The sequence below is a fragment of the Agrobacterium sp. 20P9.1.2 genome (assembly GCF_057799395.1).
In genome coordinates, this window is the sequence record NZ_JBYOKI010000007.1 from 1 (window position 1) to 22,833 (window position 22,833).

Annotated in this window: 23 protein-coding genes and 1 tRNA gene; 9 read left to right on the forward strand and 15 right to left on the reverse strand. The window is 56.7% G+C overall.

Features of this window, described 5'->3' with window-relative positions; all coding sequences use genetic code 11:
• Together AC27VJ_RS18420 and AC27VJ_RS18425 are read left to right on the forward strand one after the other, a co-directional pair.
• On the forward strand, positions 1-653 hold a 653-nt coding region (locus tag AC27VJ_RS18420), incomplete at its 5' end, for a TetR-like C-terminal domain-containing protein (RefSeq protein WP_488685246.1).
• Between the two features lie 93 nt (positions 654-746).
• Positions 747-1,310 (forward strand): nucleotidyltransferase domain-containing protein, encoded by a 564-nt coding sequence (locus tag AC27VJ_RS18425; protein ID WP_488685247.1) that lies wholly within the window; start codon positions 747-749, stop codon positions 1,308-1,310.
• A 245-nt stretch (positions 1,311-1,555) separates the two neighbouring features.
• On the opposite strand, the gene AC27VJ_RS18430 is transcribed toward AC27VJ_RS18425, so the two are convergent.
• The 8 genes from AC27VJ_RS18430 to AC27VJ_RS18465 all read right to left on the reverse strand — a co-directional run bounded on the left by AC27VJ_RS18430 (position 1,556) and on the right by AC27VJ_RS18465 (position 10,766).
• Complete coding sequence (locus AC27VJ_RS18430; RefSeq protein WP_488685248.1) at positions 1,556-3,337, reverse strand: chloride channel protein; 1,782 nt, start codon at positions 3,335-3,337, stop codon at positions 1,556-1,558.
• Between the two features lie 35 nt (positions 3,338-3,372).
• The gene (locus tag AC27VJ_RS18435) at positions 3,373-4,203 is read right to left on the reverse strand and encodes an MBL fold metallo-hydrolase (RefSeq protein ID WP_488685249.1); all 831 of its coding nucleotides are present in this window, start codon (positions 4,201-4,203) and stop codon (positions 3,373-3,375) included.
• 3 nt (positions 4,204-4,206) lie between these two features.
• The gene (locus AC27VJ_RS18440) at positions 4,207-4,989 is read right to left on the reverse strand and encodes a TatD family hydrolase (protein ID WP_488685250.1); all 783 of its coding nucleotides are present in this window, start codon (positions 4,987-4,989) and stop codon (positions 4,207-4,209) included.
• A 6-nt stretch (positions 4,990-4,995) separates the two neighbouring features.
• Positions 4,996-6,546: a methionine--tRNA ligase gene (gene metG / locus AC27VJ_RS18445; protein WP_488685251.1), complete on the reverse strand. Its 1,551-nt coding sequence runs from the start codon at positions 6,544-6,546 to the stop codon at positions 4,996-4,998.
• A 98-nt stretch (positions 6,547-6,644) separates the two neighbouring features.
• Complete coding sequence (locus tag AC27VJ_RS18450) at positions 6,645-7,670, reverse strand: DNA polymerase III subunit delta' (RefSeq protein WP_488685253.1); 1,026 nt, start codon at positions 7,668-7,670, stop codon at positions 6,645-6,647.
• Positions 7,667-8,338: a dTMP kinase gene (gene tmk, locus AC27VJ_RS18455; protein WP_488685254.1), complete on the reverse strand. Its 672-nt coding sequence runs from the start codon at positions 8,336-8,338 to the stop codon at positions 7,667-7,669. Before tmk ends, AC27VJ_RS18450 begins: the two co-directional genes overlap by 4 nt.
• A 72-nt stretch (positions 8,339-8,410) precedes the next feature.
• Positions 8,411-9,577 (reverse strand): D-alanyl-D-alanine carboxypeptidase family protein, encoded by a 1,167-nt coding sequence (locus AC27VJ_RS18460; protein WP_488685255.1) that lies wholly within the window; start codon positions 9,575-9,577, stop codon positions 8,411-8,413.
• 139 nt (positions 9,578-9,716) lie between these two features.
• The gene (locus tag AC27VJ_RS18465; RefSeq protein ID WP_113088211.1) at positions 9,717-10,766 is read right to left on the reverse strand and encodes a septal ring lytic transglycosylase RlpA family protein; all 1,050 of its coding nucleotides are present in this window, start codon (positions 10,764-10,766) and stop codon (positions 9,717-9,719) included.
• A gap of 267 nt (positions 10,767-11,033) precedes the next feature.
• On the opposite strand from AC27VJ_RS18465, the gene AC27VJ_RS18470 reads away from it, so the two are divergent.
• Positions 11,034-11,123, forward strand: a tRNA-Ser gene (locus AC27VJ_RS18470).
• A 102-nt stretch (positions 11,124-11,225) separates the two neighbouring features.
• Here the strand turns inward: AC27VJ_RS18470 and AC27VJ_RS18475 are convergent.
• Positions 11,226-11,975 carry a sulfite exporter TauE/SafE family protein gene (locus tag AC27VJ_RS18475; protein WP_488685256.1) on the reverse strand — a complete coding sequence of 250 codons (750 nt, stop codon included), beginning with the start codon at positions 11,973-11,975 and terminating at the stop codon, positions 11,226-11,228.
• 96 nt (positions 11,976-12,071) lie between these two features.
• On the opposite strand from AC27VJ_RS18475, the gene AC27VJ_RS18480 reads away from it, so the two are divergent.
• Both AC27VJ_RS18480 and AC27VJ_RS18485 read left to right on the forward strand, forming a co-directional pair.
• Positions 12,072-12,959, forward strand: coding sequence for a LysR family transcriptional regulator (locus AC27VJ_RS18480; protein WP_488685257.1), 888 nt, complete (start codon positions 12,072-12,074; stop codon positions 12,957-12,959).
• Positions 12,960-13,047: 88 nt separating this feature from the next.
• Positions 13,048-13,230, forward strand: a complete 183-nt coding sequence (locus AC27VJ_RS18485) for a hypothetical protein (RefSeq protein WP_113088214.1) — start codon at positions 13,048-13,050, stop codon at positions 13,228-13,230.
• Position 13,231: 1 nt separating this feature from the next.
• On the opposite strand, the gene AC27VJ_RS18490 is transcribed toward AC27VJ_RS18485, so the two are convergent.
• The 5 genes from AC27VJ_RS18490 to AC27VJ_RS18510 form a co-directional block, all read right to left on the reverse strand.
• Positions 13,232-13,576, reverse strand: a complete 345-nt coding sequence (locus AC27VJ_RS18490; protein ID WP_488685258.1) for a DUF1304 domain-containing protein — start codon at positions 13,574-13,576, stop codon at positions 13,232-13,234.
• Between the two features lie 63 nt (positions 13,577-13,639).
• On the reverse strand, positions 13,640-14,620 hold the full coding sequence (locus AC27VJ_RS18495; RefSeq protein WP_488685259.1) for a zinc-binding dehydrogenase: 981 nt from the start codon (positions 14,618-14,620) through the stop codon (positions 13,640-13,642).
• A gap of 139 nt (positions 14,621-14,759) precedes the next feature.
• The gene (locus AC27VJ_RS18500; protein WP_113088358.1) at positions 14,760-15,125 is read right to left on the reverse strand and encodes a hypothetical protein; all 366 of its coding nucleotides are present in this window, start codon (positions 15,123-15,125) and stop codon (positions 14,760-14,762) included.
• Between the two features lie 625 nt (positions 15,126-15,750).
• Positions 15,751-16,005 carry a hypothetical protein gene (locus AC27VJ_RS18505; protein WP_488685260.1) on the reverse strand — a complete coding sequence of 85 codons (255 nt, stop codon included), beginning with the start codon at positions 16,003-16,005 and terminating at the stop codon, positions 15,751-15,753.
• Between the two features lie 24 nt (positions 16,006-16,029).
• Positions 16,030-16,296: a hypothetical protein gene (locus AC27VJ_RS18510; protein WP_488685261.1), complete on the reverse strand. Its 267-nt coding sequence runs from the start codon at positions 16,294-16,296 to the stop codon at positions 16,030-16,032.
• Between the two features lie 95 nt (positions 16,297-16,391).
• Between AC27VJ_RS18510 and AC27VJ_RS18515 the strand changes: the two genes are divergently transcribed.
• The 4 genes from AC27VJ_RS18515 (at position 16,392) to AC27VJ_RS18530 (ending at position 19,566) form a co-directional block, all read left to right on the forward strand.
• A complete protein-coding gene (locus tag AC27VJ_RS18515) occupies positions 16,392-16,556 on the forward strand; it encodes a hypothetical protein (RefSeq protein ID WP_488685409.1) in 165 nt (54 codons plus the stop codon).
• Positions 16,516-17,979 (forward strand): D-alanyl-D-alanine carboxypeptidase, encoded by a 1,464-nt coding sequence (locus AC27VJ_RS18520; RefSeq protein WP_113088217.1) that lies wholly within the window; start codon positions 16,516-16,518, stop codon positions 17,977-17,979. The genes AC27VJ_RS18515 and AC27VJ_RS18520 overlap by 41 nt, the downstream gene beginning before the upstream one ends.
• A 91-nt stretch (positions 17,980-18,070) precedes the next feature.
• Positions 18,071-18,334 (forward strand): hypothetical protein, encoded by a 264-nt coding sequence (locus tag AC27VJ_RS18525; protein WP_113088218.1) that lies wholly within the window; start codon positions 18,071-18,073, stop codon positions 18,332-18,334.
• Positions 18,335-18,531: 197 nt separating this feature from the next.
• Positions 18,532-19,566 carry an NAD-dependent epimerase/dehydratase family protein gene (locus tag AC27VJ_RS18530; protein WP_488685262.1) on the forward strand — a complete coding sequence of 345 codons (1,035 nt, stop codon included), beginning with the start codon at positions 18,532-18,534 and terminating at the stop codon, positions 19,564-19,566.
• A gap of 256 nt (positions 19,567-19,822) precedes the next feature.
• Here the strand turns inward: AC27VJ_RS18530 and gyrA are convergent, their stop codons facing one another.
• Positions 19,823-22,630 carry a DNA gyrase subunit A gene (gyrA, locus tag AC27VJ_RS18535; RefSeq protein WP_488685263.1) on the reverse strand — a complete coding sequence of 936 codons (2,808 nt, stop codon included), beginning with the start codon at positions 22,628-22,630 and terminating at the stop codon, positions 19,823-19,825.
• Between the last annotated feature and the right edge of the window lie 203 nt (positions 22,631-22,833).

The following is a 22,833-nucleotide window of genomic DNA, read 5'->3' on the forward strand; positions in this document are numbered from 1 at the left end:
AAGAAGGTAAAAAATCCGGACACCAGATGACATACAGCCCAGACGAAAGAGCCTCGATCAGGCGAAAGATTGCCGAAGTCTGCTCCGCTCAGATCGCGGAGGCAGGCCTCGAAAAGGTTTCGGCCCGATCCGTCGCCAAGGGCATGCGAAAGACTGTTGGCTGGCTCTACACCATGTACGCGGATTTCGGCGAGATCATAAATGCCCCAAACTCGACAACATTAAAGGAGCTGAACGATGCGTTGAGACGTAACGCATCCGATCAGGATTCGATACCTGCCGCCGACAAGCTCTCCGCGTTCGCCAATTCCTACCTCATCTTCTCGCGAAAACATCCCGAACGATGCGCGGCTCTGTTTGCACCCATGCCAATATCGCAAGCACTGCGTCCAGCTCTAGAGATCGGGTTCCGGTCGTTGGTGTCCCACCTAGAGACGCCGCTCGCGCAGATCATGCCAGATGTTGACAGTGACAAGATCAACGCTACTGCAAAGACATTGTTCACGGCCTTGCACGCCATCGTCTCCCTTGATCACCGCAACAGGCCGGCATACAGCCAAGGCGACGCAGTGGACGATCAACTCCGTTCGTTCATGAACGCAATCGCTGCCGGCTACTCCGCGCTCCACAAGGATAGACGGGCAGGGCGCTGAACAAGACAGTCGGGCGACTTGCCGGGCACGGCGTGAACGGGTACAACAGTCCGCACCAATTTCTGGTGCAATCGAGCCAAGTCTGGGTGCAAAGTGTCTACCGTTGATTTCCTGCTGTCAGAACGCAAACAGAGGATGCTGAGCGCGTTGCTTCTCCATCCAGACCGCCAGTATGGGTCCAACGAGCTTATCGCGATCGGAGGGCCGGGACAGGGCGCCGGGAAAAGAATCCTCGAGCAATTCGAGACCTCCGGGGTCGTCACAAAGACACCACGCGGAAACCAACGCTTATATTTGGCAAACAGGCAACATCCAATCTACCCCGAACTTCGCTCGATCTGCCTCAAGACCTTCGGGCTCGCCGATGTCATCGGTGAAGAACTCTCTCAGTACCGCGAACATATCAGCGAAGCTTTCGTCTTCGGGTCGATCGCCCAAGGGACTGACAAACCGCAGAGCGACGTCGATCTCATGCTTGTCGCAAACTTGGACTTACTCGACTTGGGCGAAGTTCTCGAACGCTTGGAGAGCGCGCTTGGAAGACGAATAGATCTCAATCTTTACACTGACGAGGAATGGGCCGCGGCACAAGGAGACCGCGTCGTAAGGTCAATAATGGAGAGCCCGCAGATCACGATTTTTGAACGGACTGGCTGACTAAGTCGGTCTTCTTGGCAAAGTAGGGCGCGGCTCGGCAAGGTGTCGGTGCGAATAACACATGGGAGAAGGGTGTCGCATTTCTATCCGGCCCAACTGTCGCATTACTAAATGGGCGCTACATACAGAGATCGCATAAGATAGATTATGGAACTTTTGTGAGTGTCGATATGGCAGAATCCTGTTGCCGACGAATGCATTTAATCAAACGAAATCAAAATCATCCGTTCAACTCCTCAACCAACCTATATCTCTCCCGATGCCTCGCGGCGTCGGATTTCCAATTCTTCGCTGTAGCGTCTTAGCGTATGGCTTTCTGTCAGCAAACCTACGGGACGGTTTTCAATTTTGTCGTTCACCACCGCCAGTGCTTCGCTTTCCGTGGCGTCGAAGGATGCTGCGGCTTGGCGGGCGTTCATGGTTGGTAGAAGCACGTCGGTCTTGTAGCGCAGATAGGTTTCAAGGCTGATCGTTTTGGAATCGCGTTCCATGGGATCGGCGTAGATTTCTGGCACCAGTATAATGCCAGCATAACGGCCGTCGTCGTGGGTCATGATGACGCGTTGGGTTGAGCCGAGTGGAAACTTTTCCTTGAAGGCCGCAAGGCCGATGCTGACCGGTTCCTTGCGAATATCGGCGCGCATCATTTTGCCCACGGTCAGGTCGCGGATCCAGCCGATGTCATGGGCGCTGCGGATGCTTTCGCCACGCAAGTGGAAGCGCCATGTGGCGAAGGAATAGCCGAAGGTCGTTCGCACCACCAACGACGTCGTCATTACGGCTGCAAGGACCAGCACGGTGATCTGGAAGTCGCCTGTGAGCTCCAGAGCCAAGAACGTCATGGTCAAGGGACCGCCGATGATCGCCGCTGCGAAAGCGCTCATGCCGATCACGGCATAGACGATGGGCTGGGTATCGCCATAACCGATATAGGGCGCGCAGATGGCGAAGATTTTGCCCAACAGCGATCCCATAAACAAGGATGCGAAGAACAGGCCGCCGCGGAAGCTGGAGCCGATGGAGATGGCGCTGGCTGCGGCTTTAAGAATGAAGATGCCCGCCAGCCCGGCAATCGTCATGTTTGCATCGAGATTGAGATGCAATGCGCCGTGACCGCTGGATAGCACTTGTGGTGAAATCAGCGCTAGTACGCCGACTGCAACACCACCTATGGCGGGCCTCAGCCAGATAGGAATTTTGCTTTTCCGCGCGGTCTCCTCGATGAAAGACACCGCCTGCATGAGGACAATGCCAACGCCGGCGCAGACCGCGCCGAGAAAGATTGCTGGAACATAATCCGGCGGTGTGACTTCGCTGGCGCCAAATATATCGATGCTGAGACCGTGCTGGGACAGCAGTCCCGTGACGATGGTCGCCACCAGTGCGGAGACGATCAAAGGTGCCAGCGTGACAATCGTGTAGGTGCCAATGATGAGTTCGATGGCGTAGAATGCACCCGTAAGCGGTGCGTTGAAGGCGGCGGCAATTGCGCCTGCGGCGCCGCAGCCAACGAGGATACGCATGTCCCCTCGCCGCAGCTTCAGCTTCACGCCTAGCTTCGATGCGATGCCACTGGCCACCTGCGTATAGCCAGCTTCGAGCCCGACAGACGCGCCGAAACCGTTTGAGACGATGTTTTGCAGGCAGACGATAACGCTATCGGTCAAGGACAGACGCCCGCCATGCAGGGCATTTGCCTCGATGGGGTCGATCATCGGCTTTTTTCGCGTTTTGGAGATGACGAAAATGATGATGCCGAGAACGACGCCACCCGCCAATGGCCCGAGCAAAACGATCCAGCCCGAGAGATCGCTGCTGCTCAAGCGTTCGACACCGAAGATGAGCACATGTAGCGCGGTGGTTATGGCGCCGATCAGGACCACAAAAAGGCCCGAGGCAATTCCGACGAAGAACGCCAGAATGACAAGTGCGATTTCACCACGTCGGAAAATTGCGCGCAGGCGGCTGGAGCGCAGATTGTCGAAGAAGCTTGCCATACTGGGCGCACGGAACGGCTTGGTCGACATGATTTCTCCTCCGGCAGTCCGCTTAAGCTTTCAGGTCAGAATGCCTCAGCCAACATATCGATTTCAAACCGCATCTGGTCGTAACCCGGCTCGACGTGATCGGGCGTCTCACCCATGACTATGTCATAATCCAGAGGCGTGTGCATGTGTGTGAGGATCGCCCGTTTGGGTGCCAACCTCTCGATCCAGCCCATAGACTGTTCCATGGAAAGATGGCTGGGGTGAAAGCGATATTGCAGCGTATCGATAATGAGCATATCGAGCCCACTCAGATTGGCGATGGCCTGTGCCGGAAAATCGCTGACATCGGTGCAGTAGGCCACATCGCCGATGCGAAATCCCAGCGAATGGGTATCGCCATGCTGTTGCAGATGCGGCTTGAAGGTGATGGTGCCGCCTGCCCCATTGATTGCGATTTCGGCGTCCAGATCGTCTATGAGATGCGGCTCGACGATGGGCGGGTAATTGCTGCCCGGCGGCGTCTCAAGGCAATAGGGAAAGCCATCGCGAATGCGCTGCATTGTCACCGGGTCGGCATAAACAGGAATGCGAACTCGGCTGGAAATGAAATATCCACGCAGGTCATCGATACCATGCAGATGGTCGGCATGGGCGTGGGTGTAAAGGACCGCATCGATATGCGCGACTTTCGCGGCAATCAGTTGCGCACGCAAATCCGGCCCCGTATCGATGACGACAGTCGTTACACCGCCATCCGGGGCGAATTGCTCCACCATGAAGGCCGCACGGGTGCGTTGGTTCTTCGGATTATCAGGATTACAGGCACCCCAGTCGCCGTTGATACGCGGCACGCCGGGCGATGAGCCGCAACCGAGTATCGTGAACCGACGCCGAAAGCCTGCCACAACCTACACCTTCGTCATTTTCGAAAAGCAGCGAAACGCATTTTCGGTGGTGATCTTTGCCATACGCTCATAGGCAATGCCGTGAATCTCGGCCAGAACTTCTGCCGTGTTGACGACGTAAGAAGGCTCGTTGCGTTTTCCGCGCCACCGCTTCGGTGCGAGATAAGGTGCATCGGTTTCCACCAGCAGCCGATCCAACGGAACGGTCGCGGCAATATCGCGGATATCCTGCGATTTCGGGAAGGTCAGAATGCCCGAGAACGAGACGTAACCACCAAGCTCCACGCCAACTTTTGCCAGCTCAGGCCCAGCCGAAAAGCAATGCAGAATGAAGGGGAAGGCCCCCATCCCGCTTTCTTCGCGCAGAATCGCAATCATGTCGTCATCGGCGCTGCGGCTGTGAATGACAAGCGGCAGCTGGGTGATGCGCGCAGCCTCGATGTGACGTCGCAGGCCGGTTTTCTGGTCTTCCGGCTTTTGCGTATCGTAGAAATAATCCAGACCCGCCTCGCCGATGGCAACGATCTTGTCGTGGCTGTTGGCCAGCCGAACCAGATCGTCTGCCATAATATCGAGTTCTTCATCCGCATTGTTGGGGTGCGTACCAACGGAGCAGAAGACCGAGGGATATTTTTCTGCGATCTTCAGCAGTTCGCCCAAGCGGGAAACGCGGGTAGAGATCGTCACCATCTGCGCAACGCCGGATGCGTGAGCGCGCGCGATGATATCGTCGCGCTCCGCATCGAAATCGGCGAAATCCAGATGGCAATGGGTATCGATCAGCATCTGTCTTTAAGCCTCTGGCGCTACATAACGCGGGAAGACCGGCTTAGGTGCTTCGAGCGGCGTGCCCGGCACCAGACGTCCCGCCTCACCCAGAGCCGTGAAATCGCGCTTGTCCGCAGGTGCGGCCACGAGATCGAGCAGCTTTTCGCAAGAACCCGGCATGAAGGGCTGAAGCAGAATGCCGATCTGGCGAACCACTTCCGCAGTTACGTAGAGAACAGTGCCCATGCGCTCCGGATCGGTCTTTTTCAGCGCCCATGGCTCCTGACCCGCGAAGTAGCGGTCGGTTTCCGAGACGACGGCGATGATGGCGGCAAGCGCCTTGTGGATCATCTGCTTGCCCATTTCGTCGCGGCAGGTCGCCAGCAACGCATCGGCAGCCGCAAGCATGGCCTTGTCTTCATCCGTATAGGCACCGGGTGTCGGAACCTGCCCGTCGCAGTTTTTGACGATCATGGATAGCGAGCGGCTGGCAAGGTTGCCGATACCGTTGGCCAGATCGGCATTGATGCGGATGCCGATGCCTTCTTCGCTGTAGCTGCCGTCCTGTCCGAAGGACACTTCGCGCAGGAAGAAGTAGCGCACCTGATCCAGCCCGAAATGATTCACCAGATTGACGGGGTCGACCACGTTGCCCAGCGACTTCGACATCTTCTCGCCCTTGTTGAGCAGGAAGCCATGCGCATAGACACGCTTGGGCAGCGGCAGACCGGCGCTCATCAGGAAAGCAGGCCAGTAGACCGCGTGGAAGCGGATGATGTCCTTGCCGATGATGTGAACGTCGGCTGGCCAGTATTTCGCACGCGGACCGTTCTTGTCTTCAATATAGCCAGTCGCGGTGATGTAGTTGGTCAGCGCGTCGACCCACACATACATCACGTGCTTGGGATCATTGGGAACCTTGATGCCCCAATCAAAGGTGGTGCGCGAAACCGAGAGATCCTTAAGGCCGGATTTGACGAAGGACATGATCTCATTGCGGCGCTCGGCCGGACCAATGAAATCCGGGTTTTCTTCGTAAAGCTTCAGCAGCTTGTCCTGATATTCGGACAGCTTGAAGAAATAGCTTTCTTCCTCGACCCATTCGACCGGCGTGCCCTGCGGCCCGTAGCGAACGCCATCGGCACGCACTTCCGTTTCGTCCTCGGCGTAATAGGCCTCGTCACGCACGGAGTACCAACCGGCGTAGCTGTCCTTATAGATGTCGCCGCTATCGGCCATCAGGTTCCAGATGTTGCGCGACGTCTCGTGGTGACGCTCTTCCGTGGTGCGGATGAAATCGTCATTGGAGGCGTTGAGCAGCTTGCCCATTTCGCGGAACTGGTCGGAATTACGCTGTGCCAGCTCTTCCGGTGCGATGCCCTCGGCGCGTGCGGTCTGCTGCATCTTCTGGCCGTGTTCGTCCGTGCCCGTCAGAAAGAAGACGTCCTTACCATCCAGACGCTGAAAACGCGCCATGGCATCCGTCGCGATCAGTTCATAGGCATGGCCGATATGCGGCTTGCCGTTGGGATAGGAAATCGCTGTGGTAATGTAGAAAGGTGTCTTGTCTGTCATGACGCTCGATCGGCTTTACGGTCTGTTTTTGAGATAGACCGCTCTTAGCCTATTGTTCGCACAAGCGAAAGCAAAAGCCTTACAAAATCTACGAGACGTCAAACCGAGCGCATGTCTTCCAGAATGGAAAGCACCATCTGCTTCTTGTCCAGATTATAGGCCTGCGCGATAGTGATGCGCTCTGACAGCGAAGACGACAGGCGCGCATGGCGCTCGGCGGCGTTGAGGTCACCCGCCATGGCCGCCGCCCTCGCCCGGTCCATCAGGGCTTCCGTGGCGTGTTCCATGAAGAAGCCGAGAACGATATCGCCATCCTTCTGCGCCAGCACATCGGCCAACTTGTGCATCTGCTTGCGGGCGGATGGTCCGGTCGCGGCCATGACTTCACCGAAGACATCGACGATGTCAGCGCCACCGTAATTCAACAGCTTCAACGCCTGCGAAACGCTGCCCTTCGAGGCTTCCAGAAGCGTATCGGGCTTTTCGGCAGACATGCTCAGCCCGAGGTTCTGCAGCGCAAGCTCCATATCTTGGTTCTGCAAGGGCAGCAGACGAAGCGGCATGCAGCGGGAGCGGATGGTGGGCAAAAGCTTGCCCGGTGCGTGTGATAACACCAAAAACATCGCCCGTTTTGGCGGTTCTTCCAGTATCTTCAAGATCGCGTTGGCGGCGTTGCGGTTCAGGTCATCGGCTGGGTCGATGATGACGATGCGCCAGTTGCCTGTGCCAGAGGTTTGCGAGAAGAAATGCCCTGCCCTGCGCACCTCATCCACTGTGATCGCGGATTTGACCTTGCCGGTCTTTTCATCGACCGGGCGTGTCAGATGCAGCAGATTATGCGATGCGCCGGAGGAAATCTGGCGGCTGACCATGGAATCCTGATCAGGATCGGCCATTGTTTCCGGTGCCTGCGAAGGCTCCGGGTTAGACAGAACATGGTTGGCAAAGCGGAAGGCCAGCGTTGCCTTGCCTATACCCTCAGGCCCCTCGATGAGAATGGCGTGATGGCCTTTTCCGGAGCGGTAGGATTGCGCCAGAAACTGCTCCGCCTCGTCATGGCCGAACAGCTTGGTATTTTCCTGCGGCGGAATCGCACCGTCCAGAACGCCCTGTATCTCGCTCATTCCGCGACTTCCGAAAGGCTGGCCATCTTGGCAAGCAGAGGCTCCACGAAGGAGAGAACGTCTTCCGTTACTTGGATCTGAGGCTGGTCTGCATTGACGATGCGGCAGCGACGCGGCTCGTTGAGAGCGATATCGAGATAGGCCTCGCGGCGCTTCTCGTGTGTCTCGAGCTCTTCTTTTTCGAAGCGGTCAGGTGTGGCACCCTCGTCCGCTCTCTTGCGCGCACGGGCAAGGCCTGCGGCGGCTGGGATATCAAAGATCAGCGTCATATCCGGCATAGTGCCATCGATGGCGATGCGCTGAAGGGTTTCGATGAATTCCGGTTCCAGATTGCCCGTTGTGCCTTGATAGACGCGGGAAGAATCGAGGAAACGGTCGCACAGAACAACGGCACCTTTTTCCAGAGTCGGGCGAATGACTTCCTCGACATGATCATTGCGCGCAGCAGCAAAAAGCATCGCTTCCATGCGCACGCCGAAGGGTTCTGCCGCCCCGGACAAAAGCACATGCCGGACGGCCTCCGCACCCGGCGACCCGCCCGGCTCCCGTGTTACCACGACATCCAACCCGCGCGCGCGCAAGGTTTCCGCCAACAGGCGAATCTGGGTGGATTTGCCAGCGCCCTCGCCGCCTTCAAAGCTGATGAACAATCCGTTGTTTTCGGGCAAAATTTCTTCCTGACTTCAGGTTTACGCCAGTCCGTGTTTAACGCATATCAGCGCATTGCGAAACCTCAGGCGCTACAACCAAAAGAACAATAGTTCTTTCAGCGCGCCTGCCGCGTTTTGCGTCAGTGTTCCCTTTTCCACCGCCGCCGTGGTGTAAAGCGGCACTTCGCGAAGCAGTTTTTCGCCGGAGTAAATCTTCAGCGTCGCGGCGTTGTAATCGGCCGCCAGTGGCGCATTCAGCGGCCAGTTATAGACGATGCGACCGGACAGGCGATCTGGGTTGTTGATCGGGACCAGTACGCTGACCGCTTCATGCACGGTCAAATCCACGGCGGATGTCGCACCGCCATAGATGCCGATATTGCCGACCGTCTCGTTCTTCTGGAACAGATTGCGCTTTTCAAACGCCGTCAGGCCCCATTCCACCACTCGGCGCGCTTCTTCCTGCCGGGTCTTGTCGTCAGGCAGACCGGCAAGCGTCAGATAGATCCGGCGGCCATCGCGTTCGGCAGAGACAACGGCAGAAAAGCCGTGGCCTTCGGCAAAGCCTAGCCCCATGCCATCAATGCCATTGCCAAGAAGCGAGTTCTTGTTGCGCTGAAAAATACGGTTCCACTCGAAATCCGGCTTGCTGAACAGGCTGTAGCGGTCCCCGAATGTCTCGTGAATATGCTTGGCCAGCACGACCATGTCTTTGGCCGTCGTGTTGCTGACCTGATCCGGCAGTCCGGTGGAATTGGCAAAGGAGCTGCCGGTCATGCCCAGTTCCGCCGCGCGTGCCGTCATGCGCTTGGCGAATGCTGGGTCGGAGCCAGCCATGCCCTCTGCAATGATAAGGCAGCCGTCATTGGCATTCTGAACAATGATACCCGTCAGCAGATCATTGATGCTGACCGAGGACTTTAGCGCCGCAAACATGGTGGATGTGCGGGATGGCGCGCCACCGGTGCGCCAGGCATATTCGGAAACCGGATAGCTGGTGTCTGCGCTCACCTGCCCTTTGGAAAGAGCATCCGAAATCACTTCCACCGTCATCAGCTTGGCGAGGGACGCAGGCGGGAACTGCGTGTTTTCATTGACGGCCAGCAGCACTGTGCCGGTTTCGGCATCGATCATATAGGCCTGCTGGGCTTTGGTCGCCAAAGGGCCGGATTGCGCTTGTGCGGCAGAAATGCCCGCACCGATGCAGGCCACAACAAGAAGCGCAATGCGAAGATGTCGGTTGATTGTATCGCGCATGAAAACGCCAGCCCGCCGTCCTGTAGTGTTAAGCCTGCGCCTCACGAAATCAACGATGCGACGCCGATGAGGGCATGCACATCGAGAATCGCTACGCAGTTACGGAGAGTATGCGCAAGACTGCTGCAAAGGGCAAAGATCAGCGACCCTTGCCCTGCTTGTTTTTCACGAAATTGAGGATGGACTGCTCGGTCAACTGGCCGCGCTTGACGAGAACTGTATCAAAAGCGCTTGCAGCCTTGGAGACGGGCGCCTCTTCCGAATAGGCGGAGGCAAAGCGGGCCGATGGCGTCGGCGCGCGCAGGAAGTTGCCTTCCGGGCGCTCAACGATGAACGGACCGATTTCCGGCAGGATCACGAACTGCTCAGCGCCCTGCCCCATAACAGGTGCCGGGCCATTGACCAGCGGCATGGCCTGCAACGCAGCGTTCTTCTTGGTCCCCGCCATGGCCATCTGCGCGGAACCGCCATAGGCCGGGCTCTGCGGGATCGGAATATTCGTCGCCGAAGCGGATGCGACCATCACGCCCGTTGCGATCTGACCTTCAGGATTGATACCCGGGTTGCGGGAGCCCTTGGGTGAATAGGATGCCATCAAATAGGGCATGTCGTGGCCGTCAAGCGGTGCGCGGCCAACATATTGCACCCGCACATTGGCGGTGCCAGTTGCCTTCATGTCCAGCAGATCAGCCGTCTTGCTGGAAACATCGATCAGGCGGCCTTCGTGGAAAGGTCCGCGGTCATTGACGCGAACGATGACGGAAGAACCGTTGTTGAGATTGGTAACGCGGGCATAGCTTGGCAGCGGAAAGGTGGGGTGCGCGGCAGAAAGATGTTCCTTGTCGTATGCCTCGCCATTGGCGGTCAGACGACCGTGGAACGCGGAGCCGTACCAGGATGCAAGGCCGGACTTGTCGTAGTTCTGCTCTTCCTTGGGGAAATAGCGGCGACCCTTGACGGTGTAAGCATTACCAACAAGAAAACGCCCGCCGCCCTTGGGAATGTTCGCGCCATCGGCAACACGCGGGCTTGCCTTCACGCCATATTCCGACTCGGAAAAATATTCCTTGCTGCGCTTCGGCTTTGTTTCGGTCTTCGACGTGGTCGAACAGGATGCGGTCGCTGCGCACAGAACGGCAATGCCGAGCCACTTCGCGCTCACACCGACTTTCGTAACCGTAGAGTTCAAATCCTATGCCCCGTGCTGCTGCTGGGTCGCCTTTGCGACAACCCCTCTCTCGCCTCGATTGTCATGCCCCTGACACCGAAGCACCTAACAGGCCCTTAATCTTGCCCGCAACATGGCAAAAATGCGAACGGCACATACGAATTCGATAAAATTGTAATGAACGTGGTTAGCCATTGGTTAATGCGCAACGCGCCCAAACCATGCCGAAATGCCCGCGCAGACGGATTGACGGGATAGGCCAAACAGTTATAAAGCCACGCTTAAGACGGATGGGTGTCCGAGTGGTTTAAGGAACCGGTCTTGAAAACCGGCGTGCGTGAGAGCGTACCGTGGGTTCGAATCCCACCCCATCTGCCAGCGTCTTGAGAATGTCGAACACTGTCGTTCGTTCTCCTTCTCCCCTGACTTACCACTTCCTCTGCCGCATGTTCGCCATTGCGATCGGTATTGGGAAAACCATCACAGAAACGGCCTGATCGCCATTTCGCATCCCAGCACGAGAAGGCTGACGAGGAACCAGCGGCGGAAGGTTGTTGGGCTGATGCGGTTGCGCGCACATTGACCCACCCACATGCCCGCAAGCGCTGGAAGAACGGCCGCAGTCGAGATGGCGAGATTGCCGGACTGAAACGCACCGTGGCTTCCAAGCCCAATGGCTAGCGCGATTGTCGAGACAGTGAAGGAAAGGCCAAGCGCTTGAACCAGTTCCTCTTTTTTGAGGCCGAGCGCCTGAAGATAAGGCACGGCAGGAATGACGAATACGCCCGTTCCGCCAGTAACGATGCCTGTGATAGCCCCGATGAGCGGCGAGAGCCAGGGCTCCAGATTGTCCGCGATGCTGAGCTGTCGGGTAAGTAAAGTATAGGCAGCATAGAACACAAGTGTGCCGCCGAGCAGTGTCGTCGTGATGCCCGTATCGCCGCGCGCAATCCATGCCGAGCCCAGCACCGTTCCTGCGACGATCGCCAGCATCATCGGCCAAAATCGACGCAAGAGCTTGTCGAAATTCGGCCCTGCCAGCAACTGCCAGACATTGGTAACGAAGGATGGGACGAGTAGCAGACTGGCGGCAGCTAGCGGTGAAATCAGCGCTCCCAGAATACCCATTACCACCGTTGGCAGGCCCATGCCGCTGACGCCTTTAACGAGACCGGCGACGAAGAATGTTGCGAATATTGCGGCGAGCAGAGGAACTGAAAAATCTGTCATGCCCTCTTGAATATCGTCTTTCAGACGGCAAACAATGCGGATGTGCCAAGCAGTGACTTCGGCTATACCGAAGGCTGATTTGAAAGGCTCGATGAAATGCGCTTCGACTTGACCGATCTTCGCCTTTTTGTTGCCGTAGTTGACGCCGGCAGCATCACCCATGGCGCGAGCGATGCTGGCCTGTCCCTGCCCGCTGTCAGTGAAAGGCTACAGGATATGGAGGCCGCAGGCGAAGTCCTGCTGCTCCATCGCGGGCGGCGGGGTGTGGTTCCTACCGAAGCTGGCGAAGCACTGGCCCACCATGCGCGCACTATCCTGCATCAAATGGCGCAGATGCGCGGCGAACTCGGGCGTTATGCCAAGGGCATGCGTGCAACCGTGCGCATTCTCGCCAACACAGCTGCCATGACCGAGTTTTTGCCACAACGCCTCGCCACCTGGATGGCTGCCAACCCGCAAATCGACCTTGACCTTCAGGAGCGACAGAGCACCGATATCGCCCGCAGTGTCTCCACGGGCTCAGCGGAGATCGGCATTCTCTCCAGTGCCGTGGAAACGGAAGGTCTGACATTGAAGCCATTCGCCGTCGACAGGCTGGTTGCCGTCTTCGCTCAGGACCATGTCTTTGCGCAGAGACCATCCCTTCGCTTTGCCGATTTGTTGGGCGAGCATTTCGTCGCGCTGACGGATGGTGCTTTGCGGCAGCATCTCGATATGCAGGCTGCACGCCTCGGCGCGAAACTCAAGGTCCGTGTGGAACTTCGCAATTTCGATGGCATTTGCCGTATGGCAGGCGCGGGAATCGGCGTCGGCATCGTGCCGGAAACAGCTGCGCGTCGCTTCAAGCGATCTACGCGAGTGGCCCTGATGCGGCTTCAGGACGATTGGGCAACCCGAAAATTGTCCGTCTGCGTTCGCGCGGAGGCTGAACTGACCGCACCGGCAAGAAGCCTGCTGGATCATCTGGCCAAACCCGGTCGATAAGGCTCACATCAAACGCCAAAATGGTTTGAGACTTTTGCGCATGCATTTATAACGTGCGCAACTGACGATTCTCTAAGGGCTTTTGATAATGTGGATTGAAGTGACAGCGGCAAGTAATAACCAGAAATTCGCCATCAACTTTGACCATGTGACCCAGATATCGCCGCTTGTTCAAGGCGCCCTTATCCTGCGCGCAGGAAATGAGCGCGTACAGGTCATGGAGAGCTATGACTATCTCGTCGCACGCCTGCACGCCGCCGCTGTGAAGTAAGTCAGATACCGGCGAAGACGGCTGCGAGCGCCAATGCCGCAGGCACGGACTGAATGAACAGAATCTTCTTGTTTGCGGTGATGCCACCAAAAACGCCTGCGACGAAAACGCAGGTGAGGAAGAATATGGCAAAGGTCCGGTCGTGCATCACGCCGAAGATCAGGCCGGCTGCGAGAAAGCCGTTGTAGAGACCCTGATTTGCGGCCAGAACCTTGCTGGCTTCCGCAAACTCGGGCGAGAGCTTGAAGGCTTTGCGACCCGCAGGTTTGGTCCACAGCGCTGTTTGCAGAACGAGAATGTAAAGATGCAAAAGGGCAATCAATAAAATCAGTGTGTTGGCAATCATGCTGCGCCCCAGACAAGGTGATGAGATGATGCGGCGTTTCAAACGCGCGCATCACCCCAAGAATTAGGGCTTCAGCAGTACCTTGCCCACCTTACCTGAAGCTAGCGATGCTTTGACGGCCTGGGAAATGTCGGCCAAATCATAAATGCCATCGACGGGCAGGCGAATCGTCTCATTGGCCACATGCTGGATCAGTTCGCCGATCAAGCGGCGGCGCTCATCCGCGGGCATGGAGCCGATGACCGTGCTGCCCCAGAACCCCTTGATCGTCAGCTGCTTGAAAATCACCGGACCGGAAGGAATCTGCATCGCCTCCCCGGTCATGCTGCCGAAGGAAACGAGAAGGCCGTTTTCACCCAGAAGCTCCACGATATCCTTGCTTGCATCGCCGCCAATGGAATCGACACCAGCGCGGATCGGGTTATCGCCCGTGAGCCCACGAACCTTGTCTTTCCAGTCCCTCGCAGCTGTCGAAATACCGTTGACGATGCCAAGCTCGGCCAGCTCAGCGACACCTGCATCGCGTCGAACAAGATTGATGACATTGATGCCGCGCGCCTGCGCCAGCATGGCAACTGCCTTGCCAACAGCGCCATTGGCCGTGTTCTGGACCATCCAGTCATTTTCTTTGACGCCGAGAAATTCCAGCAATGTAATGGCGCTGAAGGGCATGGCGATGAGTTGAGCCGCGGCCTCATCCGAAATCGCATCCGGCAAAGGCACCACGCCGTCCGCAGCCGCCAGAAAATATTCGGCCCATGAACCATGGACGCCAGCGGCGGTCACGCGTTTCCCCAGCAAGCTGGAATCGGCCCCCTCACCCAACGCGTCGACAATGCCAACAGCCTCGCTGCCACCGATGGCGCCGGGCAATGGCGGCTTGTATCCGTAGCTTCCGCGCACGGTCCAGATGTCGTGGTTGTGGATGGGCGAGAGGATTGTGCGGATGCGAACCTGGCCTTTGCCCGGCTGTGGAACGGGTGCTTCCTTCAACTGAAGCACGTCTTGCGGTTCACCGAAAATATCGTGGGATGCGCTGCGCATGGAATGATCCTCGTCATGAAAATTGCTGATGCGCCAGCGTTTCGAAACAATAAGGCATTGATATGAATTTGAATTGTCCGCGCTGAAAACAAAAAAGCCGACCCAAAGGCCGGCTTTCGATTGAGAGATGGCATATGCCTTACTGGCAGACGCGGAAGCTTTCCATGTGCCAGCCGCCATCATAGGCGTTGCGGACCTGACGGTCTTCGAACCAGCAACGTGGCGGAGGTGGTGGTGGCGGTTCCACGTAGCGTGGGCCACTGCCGTTCACCAAAGCGCCGCCGATAATGCCGCCGAGAACACCGGCTGCAATGCCACCAGCGATCACTCTGCCATCGTGATTGCGGTGCTTGCGCGGCGGATCACGATAGGGAGGTGGCGGTGGGCCGCGACGGTCGTAGCGATACGGACCATCATAATATTGGGCCGAAGCAGTTTGCACGCTGGCCAGAACTGCGCCGCTGGCGATGACCGCGGCAAGCGTTGTGAGAAGAATTTTTTTCATTGCGGGCTTCTCCATGTGAGCCGAACCGTCCTGCGGTAGCGCCTCAATATGCTCGCAAAATGGCACGATATTGATGAACAAGTCCTGAACGTCGAAAGTTGAAATGCACCAGATTTTCTTTCCGGGGTTTTCTGGCGAGGCGTACCGATAGCCAGCACACTGGCCTTTCGCGCATAGGTAATGGAGGCTATGGCTGATTTGCTTCCTCCACGGGAGGAGCTCCCAAGTCCTGAAAGCCAATCAGGCAATAGCTTAGCCCCGCCTTTTGGTGGGGCCTTTTTTATTGTACGCGCTGCTCCGCACCGCCCTCAAATATTTTTTTCTATTGCACGCAACCTTTTTTATAGCCCCGCCGTTATGCAGCCGAGACTTCACGTCTCGGTTCCCCTCTCGACTGATAACCCGCCTCGTGCGGGTTTCTTTTTGCGCGTTAAATAATGTCGCGATTGCTGACCTAATTATTTCGTAGAGCGTACCGATTATGTGCAATATGCACTATCTCGCCGCTGCTATTCTGATTTATGAAATTGACATCGCTCAAGGGCTTTGCCCAACTTTTCCCCGAGCGAACAACCTGCCCCGCCCATGTCGCGGGGCTTTTTTGTTTCAGCAATAGAATAGGGCGTCACCGCAAAGATAGCTGCACGGGCACCGAGACGTCCAGCCTTGGTCCAACATGACCATGATCGTTGCGGTCATTCAGCAGGTCGCGGAACAGGTCGATGATGGCCGGAGGCATGTTTCTGGAAAAGTCGTCAAATATCTCGCTGGCGCGATTCCATGAATAGATCGCCATCAGCGTCAGAATGAGCAGCAGCAACCATGGCCAGATGGGCTTTCTGCGTGGCGGCCTGTCTTTTACACTCTCTTCGATCGTCATCGTAAAGACCCTTAGCTCCTGGCTTTATCGTCTTCCGTAACGCGGCTCGCCGCCCGGAGCATAGGCTGCCTTCTGCAGGAAACGGAAGATGTTGCCGCATTGGGCGCAGCGTATCATGTACTCGGCGGGATTCCCCGAAGGACGTTCGGTCCTGAAACCGGCTGGCATTTCGTCTACCCGAAAATCGACGTCGGGATTGGCCTTCTCATCGATCTCCGATGCTTCCGCAAAGCCGCTATGGCCGCATTTGGAACATTCGAGTTTGCGGGAATATCGATCGCGTGAGGCCATGGTGCATCCTTTGTTTCGGGACAGGTAGCAATCGGCACGCGCCAGTTCAATACATATTGCCGCGCCACGCACCTCCTTACCCACGAAGCTCTGTATTGTTTTCAATCAAGCTCGGCATTTTATCGGCTTCAGATACCATTCATAAACCACTTGGTAACGCCATCGCTCTACAGTTGGTGGGTGAAAAGTCTGGCGGGGCGTGTCGGACGGAACAGTGGCATGCGATTAAAGAGTTCAACCGTGTTGAAAAAAATATCTGAGGGACTACGGCGCGCTGTAGGCGTGACGTCTTTTGCAAAGGCAGTGCTATTTGCGACGGCGGTAACGGTAGCATCCGTTTCTTCCGTGCAGGTGGCGAATGCTGATCCCAAATATGCTGGTATCGTTATCGATGCCAAAACAGGTAAGGTTTTGTACAGCGAAGATCCAGATGGTTTGCGCTACCCAGCGTCATTGACCAAAATGATGACGCTCTATTTGACCTTCGAGGCTCTAAGCGCCGGCCGCATATCCTTGAATTCGACTGTCCCCGTTTCAGCAAATGCTGCCAAGGAGCCTCCAACCAAGCTTGGCGTGCGCGCTGGTGGTTCTGTAACGGTCGAGCAGGCCATTCTCTCGCTTGTTACTTTGTCTGCCAACGACATCTCGACCGCACTCGGTGAGTATATTGGTGGTTCTGAAGAGCGTTTCACGCGGATGATGACGGCTAAGGCTCGCGCCCTTGGCATGACGCGCACAACCTATCGCAACGCCAATGGATTGCCAAATACCGCCCAAATGACCACGGCTCGCGATCAGGCCCGTTTGAGTATGGCATTGCGTCAGCATTTCCCGCAATATTACGGCTACTTCAGCACGCGCTCCTTCAATTTCGGAAAGCGCGTCATTGGCAGCCACAACCGCCTCGTAGGCACCGTTCGTGGCGTCGACGGCATCAAAACCGGTTACACCCGCGCGGCAGGCAGCAACCTTGCAACATCCGCACAGCTCGATGGCCGCTCGATCGTGGCCGTTGTTCTCGGTGGTCGCTCCAGCGCGGCGCGTGATGCGACCATGCGCAAGCTGGTTGCCGAATATCTTCCGCAGGCATCTCGCAGCGGTAGCGGCAATCTTATTGCTGCGACACCATCTGCACCTATCGAAGAGCCTGTTGCTGTCGTGGCGACTGCACCGACGTCGTCCGCTGGTCTTCCAAATGCTGGCCCTGTTCCGCAGGCCCGTTATGCAGATGAAACACCGGTTTCCGCTTTCGCTCCGGCACCTGCCAATGCCGCGGTTGCTGCTATGGATGTGGCAACGCGTCCAAAGGCTGCCGCACGGCCTGTTCCACCCGCACCTGTCAACATGAAGCCGGATCGTTCGCTCGTGACGAACTCCACTAAGGTTGACAACATCGTGACGGCATCAACCGCCCCTGCCCCATCGACTTCCGCCAATGCGGGTTGGGTTATCCAGATCGGTGCATCGCCGGACGAAGGCTCTGCACGCAATCTGCTCCAGTCCGCACAGGACAAGGGTGGCAGCCTGCTTCGCACAGCCAAGCCCTTCACAGTCGCCTTCAGCAAGGACGGCGCCCAGATGTATCGCGCTCGTTTCGGTGGCTTCGGTGACCAGAACCAGGCGGTCAATGCATGCAACGCTTTGAAAAAGAAGGGCATCAGCTGCTGGGCATCGCTCCAGTAAGCGGAAGACGTTTTGGGCACCGGTGATGGTTATGAAAATTCAGATTACCGGTTCCTCTCCTCGAATTGTATTGTGTAACGAGGCTTTCCAGATGGCGATCAACGAAAACTATTCGGACATTGCAGCAGGTAAAGGCAGACAACAGAGTCTTTCCGTGCTTCACCCGATCCATGAAGCAGCAATGAGAATTGCCGATTTAGGCTTGAACAAATCGCGCCACAAGACGCGCGATCTGGTCAATCTTCTGCTTTGCCACGGCGCACGCGCCTGGCGCAGCAACCAGCCGGAAGCGAAGATTCATCTTCATATTTCGTGCCGTTCCGGCCGAAGCGCAATCCATATGCGCCTGCGCTGACCACCGACAATCCACAAAAAAGCCCTGCGAAACATCTGTTCCGCAGGGCTTTTTTTTGGGGGGGGTTAAATAAAAGCTTGCTAGCAAGTTTGGTGAGCCATTGAATACTTTAGGCCTTAAGCGGTCATTGCTGAACTTGTGCCAAAGAGCTGCCTTCGTTACGCTGGTCCAAGTAAATCTCGCTTCGGGAGACTGGCGTGGCAAAACAGGCTTTTATTATAGGTGCCGGGCAGATCGGTCGTGCGATTGGTTTGAAGCTCTTGAAGGAAGGTTGGAGCGTTACCTTCGCGAGTCGTCGCGGTAACATGCCAAATGAAGCTCTGGGCTTCTATGCCAAAGCGATTTATCTCGATCGTAATGAAGCCGGCGCGCTGGCACGAGCTATTAGCGAGGGCGCAGATGCCGTTATCGATACAGTTGCATACGACGAAACGCATGCAAACCAATTGATCGATATCGAGGCATCTGTTGGGCAGTTTGTGGTGATCTCGTCATCTAGCGTCTATCGCGATGAGACGGGAAGGACTTTTGATGAAGCGAGGGAGAACGGCTTTCCTAATCTCCCGGACGGAATGACAGAGGAGCAGCCAACGGTTGAACCGGGGCCAGAGAACTACTCGACGAAGAAGGTTGCAATTGAACGGCGACTGCTCGACGGCGCGAAGAGGCATGTCGCTATTCTGCGACCCGCCGCAATCCATGGCACCCATTCCACCCACCCGCGAGAATGGTGGTTTGTTAAACGTATGCTGGACGGTCGAGAAATCATACCGCTCTGTTTCAAAGGAAAAAGCCGTTTTCATACGACTGCTGCATCCAACATTGCTGAGGTTGCTGTCCATGCCCTTGCCGAGCCAAGGAAACTTATCCTCAACGTCGCAGATCCCGTAGCCTTAACCGTGTATGAGATTGGTACTCTCATAGCGGAAGCTATGGAATGGACTGGGAAATTTGTGCCGATCGACATTGGTGACCCGCGTTTTGGTTCACCCATCGGCTGGACGCCTTGGTCTGTACCGGCTCCTGTCACCTTAAGCACCAAAGCTGCGCGGCAGATCGGATATGAACCTGTCACCGACTATGCACGATCGGTTCCATATACTTGCCAGTGGCTCCGAGGCGATATGTCCGGAGATTGGCAAGAACGGTTTCCCGTGTTGGCTCGCTATACCGTCCCTTTGTTCGATTATGCCACGGAAGACGAATTCTTTGCCACTCGAAGGGCTAAGTGACTCTTACCTCAGCCAGGCGAAGGCCGAGTGTCATTATCTCTAATACGCGAATAGCGGAAGATCGTTAACAGCAACGAGGTGCTGCGCTCAACGCAAAGCTGTCTTGTACTCTTTCAAAGCAAGGCTCTGTGATACTGAAATTGATAAAAGTTCAATTTATTTGTGAAAACGTTCAGGTGTTATTCCGCATCAGCCTAAAACAGGCATCTGAATAGAGAGCGGCGAGACTTTTCACCCGCCGCCCCCACTATCAATCTCAGCTATCGCTTTCCGGCGTCGGATCGGTCGCGGGCGCATCGCTCTCGACAACCAGGCCATCGGCTTCGGCTTCACCGAGAGCTTCGACCTCGTCTTCACCTTCCGGCTCATTGATACGCTCGACAGATACGACCTTTTCGTCCTTGGCTGTCGAGAAGATCGTTACGCCCTTGGTGGCGCGGCTGGCGATGCGGATGCCGTTGACCGGCACGCGGATCAGCTGGCCACCATCGGACACCAGCATGATCTGGTCCTTGTCCTCAACTGGGAAGGCAGCGATCAGCTCACCGATTTCCGCAGTCTTGGAGGTGTCGGTGGCACGAATGCCCTTGCCGCCACGACCGGAGGTGCGGAAGTCGTAAGACGACGAACGCTTGCCGAAGCCCTTTTGGGATACAGTCAGCACGAACTGTTCGCGCAATTTTAGTTCCTGATAACGGTCTTCAGGAAGATCACCTTCTTCAGAGACCTCTTCGCCAACCAGCGTGATGTCTTCTTCATCCACACCTGCGGCACGGCGCTCGGCAGCGGAACGCTTGAGGTAAGCCGCACGCTCCCATGGCTGGGCATCGCTGCTGCCAACGATGGTCATGGAGATGATGCGATCACCCTCGCCCATGTTGATACCACGCACACCGACCGAATTACGGCCCGCAAACACGCGAACATCATCAACGGAGAAGCGAATGCACTGACCCAGCGCCGTCGTCAGCAAGACATCATCGCGGTCGGTACAGGTTTCGACGGAGAGGATTTCGTCGCCCTCTTCGTCAAGCTTCATTGCGATCTTACCGTTGCGGTTGACCTGAACGAAGTCCGACAGCTTGTTACGACGCACGGTTCCACGCGTGGTGGAGAACATGACGTCGAGCGTTTCCCACGTCGTCTCGTCTTCCGGCAGTGGCATGATGGTGGTGATACGTTCACCCGCCTCAAGAGGCAGCATGTTGATCAGCGCCTTGCCCTTGGACTGAGGCGTGCCGATGGGCAGGCGCCAGACCTTTTCCTTATAGACGATACCGCGCGAAGAGAAGAACAGAACCGGCGTATGCGTGTTGGCCACGAACAGACGGTTGACGAAATCCTCGTCGCGCGTTGCCATGCCGGAGCGACCCTTGCCGCCGCGACGCTGCGCCTTGTAGGTCGTCAGCGGCACGCGCTTGATGTAACCCAGATGCGATACGGTCACGACCATGTCTTCACGGGCGATGAGGTCTTCATCGTCCATGTCAGGACCGCCTTCGACGATGATACTACGGCGCGGTGTGCCGAATTCATCGCGCACGGCGGCCAGTTCATCCTTGACGATCTGCTGGATGCGGATGCGCGACGACAGAATATCGAGATATTCGCTGATCTCAGCGCCGATCTTGTTCAACTCGTCGCTGATTTCATCGCGACCGAGAGCCGTCAGACGGGCAAGACGCAGTTCGAGGATGGCACGCGCCTGCTCTTCCGAGAGGTTGTAGGTGCCGTCTTCGTTGATGCGGTGGCGCGGATCGTCGATCAGAAGGATCAGGCTTTCCACGTCGGATGCCGGCCAGCGGCGCGTCATCAGCTGTTCGCGCGCCGTCGCCGGGTCTGGTGCCTGGCGGATAACGCGAATGACTTCATCGATATTGGCAACCGCAATCGCCAAGCCCACCAACACATGCGCGCGGTCACGCGCCTTGCGCAGCAGGTACTTGGTGCGGCGGCTGACGACTTCTTCGCGGAAAGATACGAAGGCGCGCAGCATGTCCAGCAGCGTCATCTGCTCCGGCTTGCCGCCGTTCAACGCCACCATGTTGCAGCCGAAAGAGGTCTGCAAAGGCGTGTAGCGATAAAGCTGGTTCAGAATAACTTCGGCATTGGCATCACGCTTCAGTTCCACCACAACGCGGTAGCCCTGACGGTCAGACTCGTCGCGAAGGTCGGAAATACCTTCGATGCGCTTGTCCTTGACCAGTTCGGCCATCTTTTCGATCATCGACGACTTGTTCACCTGGAAGGGAACTTCGGTGATGATGATCTGCTCACGGTCACCGCGCATCGGCTCGATGGTGGCGCGACCGCGCATGATGACGGAACCACGGCCCGTCTCGTAAGCCGAGCGGATGCCAGAGCGGCCAAGAATGAACGCGCCGGTCGGGAAGTCCGGGCCCGGAATGATCTGCATGATATCCGGCAGCTCGATTTCCGGATTGTCGATCAGAGCGATACAGCCCTCGATGACTTCGGAAAGATTGTGCGGCGGAATGTTTGTGGCCATGCCGACGGCAATACCGCCCGCGCCGTTGACCAGCAAGTTCGGGAACTTCGCAGGCACCACGACGGGCTCGGAGAGCGTGCCGTCATAGTTATCGCGGAAATCGACGGTTTCCTTGTCCAGATCGTCCAGCAGCGAGTGTGCTGCCTTTTCCAGACGGCACTCGGTGTAACGTTCGGCTGCCGGTGGATCGCCATCGATGGAGCCGAAGTTACCCTGACCGTCGATGAGCGGCAGGCGCAAGGACCAATCCTGCGCCATACGCGCCAGCGCATCGTAAATGGCGGAGTTGCCGTGCGGGTGGTATTTACCCATCACGTCCCCGGTTACGCGGGCGCATTTTACGTATTTCTTGTTCCAGTCGATGCCAAGCTCGGACATGCCGTAAAGAATACGGCGATGAACTGGTTTCAGTCCGTCACGAACGTCTGGAAGCGCACGGCTGACGATAACGCTCATGGCGTAATCGAGATACGACCGCTGCATTTCCTCCATGATGGAAATCGGCTCTATGCCTGGCGGAAGCTTTCCGCCGCCTGGGGGGCTCTGGTCAGTCAAATCGGATCACATTCTATGTTAAGAATCGGATGGATTTTTATAGCGGAAACATCGCTAAAGCGCCAATTTCCAGCGCCGTTATGAACAGTCTTTTGCGTCATTTGCAAGACGATACACAGTTTTCTCCGTAGCCACGGCAAAAACCGGCAGATCGGGGTTTCAAACACGCGTCGACTTACCTACCATTGCCAAAAAACAAGCAC

What these genes read in the sequence shown, in the direction of transcription:
- AC27VJ_RS18525 (WP_113088218.1), top strand. Translation starts at nt 18,071, where the DNA reads ATGGCGATCAACGAAAACTATTCGGACATTGCAGCAGGTAAAGGCAGA.
- AC27VJ_RS18480 (WP_488685257.1), top strand. Translation starts at nt 12,072, where the DNA reads ATGCGCTTCGACTTGACCGATCTTCGCCTTTTTGTTGCCGTAGTTGAC.
- AC27VJ_RS18430 (WP_488685248.1), bottom strand. Translation starts at nt 3,337, where the DNA reads ATGTCGACCAAGCCGTTCCGTGCGCCCAGTATGGCAAGCTTCTTCGAC.
- AC27VJ_RS18505 (WP_488685260.1), bottom strand. Translation starts at nt 16,005, where the DNA reads ATGACGATCGAAGAGAGTGTAAAAGACAGGCCGCCACGCAGAAAGCCC.
- AC27VJ_RS18450 (WP_488685253.1), bottom strand. Translation starts at nt 7,670, where the DNA reads ATGAGCGAGATACAGGGCGTTCTGGACGGTGCGATTCCGCCGCAGGAA.
- AC27VJ_RS18485 (WP_113088214.1), top strand. Translation starts at nt 13,048, where the DNA reads ATGTGGATTGAAGTGACAGCGGCAAGTAATAACCAGAAATTCGCCATC.
- AC27VJ_RS18460 (WP_488685255.1), bottom strand. Translation starts at nt 9,577, where the DNA reads ATGCGCGATACAATCAACCGACATCTTCGCATTGCGCTTCTTGTTGTG.
- AC27VJ_RS18475 (WP_488685256.1), bottom strand. Translation starts at nt 11,975, where the DNA reads ATGACAGATTTTTCAGTTCCTCTGCTCGCCGCAATATTCGCAACATTC.
- AC27VJ_RS18520 (WP_113088217.1), top strand. Translation starts at nt 16,516, where the DNA reads ATGCGATTAAAGAGTTCAACCGTGTTGAAAAAAATATCTGAGGGACTA.
- AC27VJ_RS18495 (WP_488685259.1), bottom strand. Translation starts at nt 14,620, where the DNA reads ATGCGCAGCGCATCCCACGATATTTTCGGTGAACCGCAAGACGTGCTT.
- AC27VJ_RS18440 (WP_488685250.1), bottom strand. Translation starts at nt 4,989, where the DNA reads ATGCTGATCGATACCCATTGCCATCTGGATTTCGCCGATTTCGATGCG.
- AC27VJ_RS18510 (WP_488685261.1), bottom strand. Translation starts at nt 16,296, where the DNA reads ATGGCCTCACGCGATCGATATTCCCGCAAACTCGAATGTTCCAAATGC.
- AC27VJ_RS18490 (WP_488685258.1), bottom strand. Translation starts at nt 13,576, where the DNA reads ATGATTGCCAACACACTGATTTTATTGATTGCCCTTTTGCATCTTTAC.
- AC27VJ_RS18500 (WP_113088358.1), bottom strand. Translation starts at nt 15,125, where the DNA reads ATGAAAAAAATTCTTCTCACAACGCTTGCCGCGGTCATCGCCAGCGGC.
- metG (WP_488685251.1), bottom strand. Translation starts at nt 6,546, where the DNA reads ATGACAGACAAGACACCTTTCTACATTACCACAGCGATTTCCTATCCC.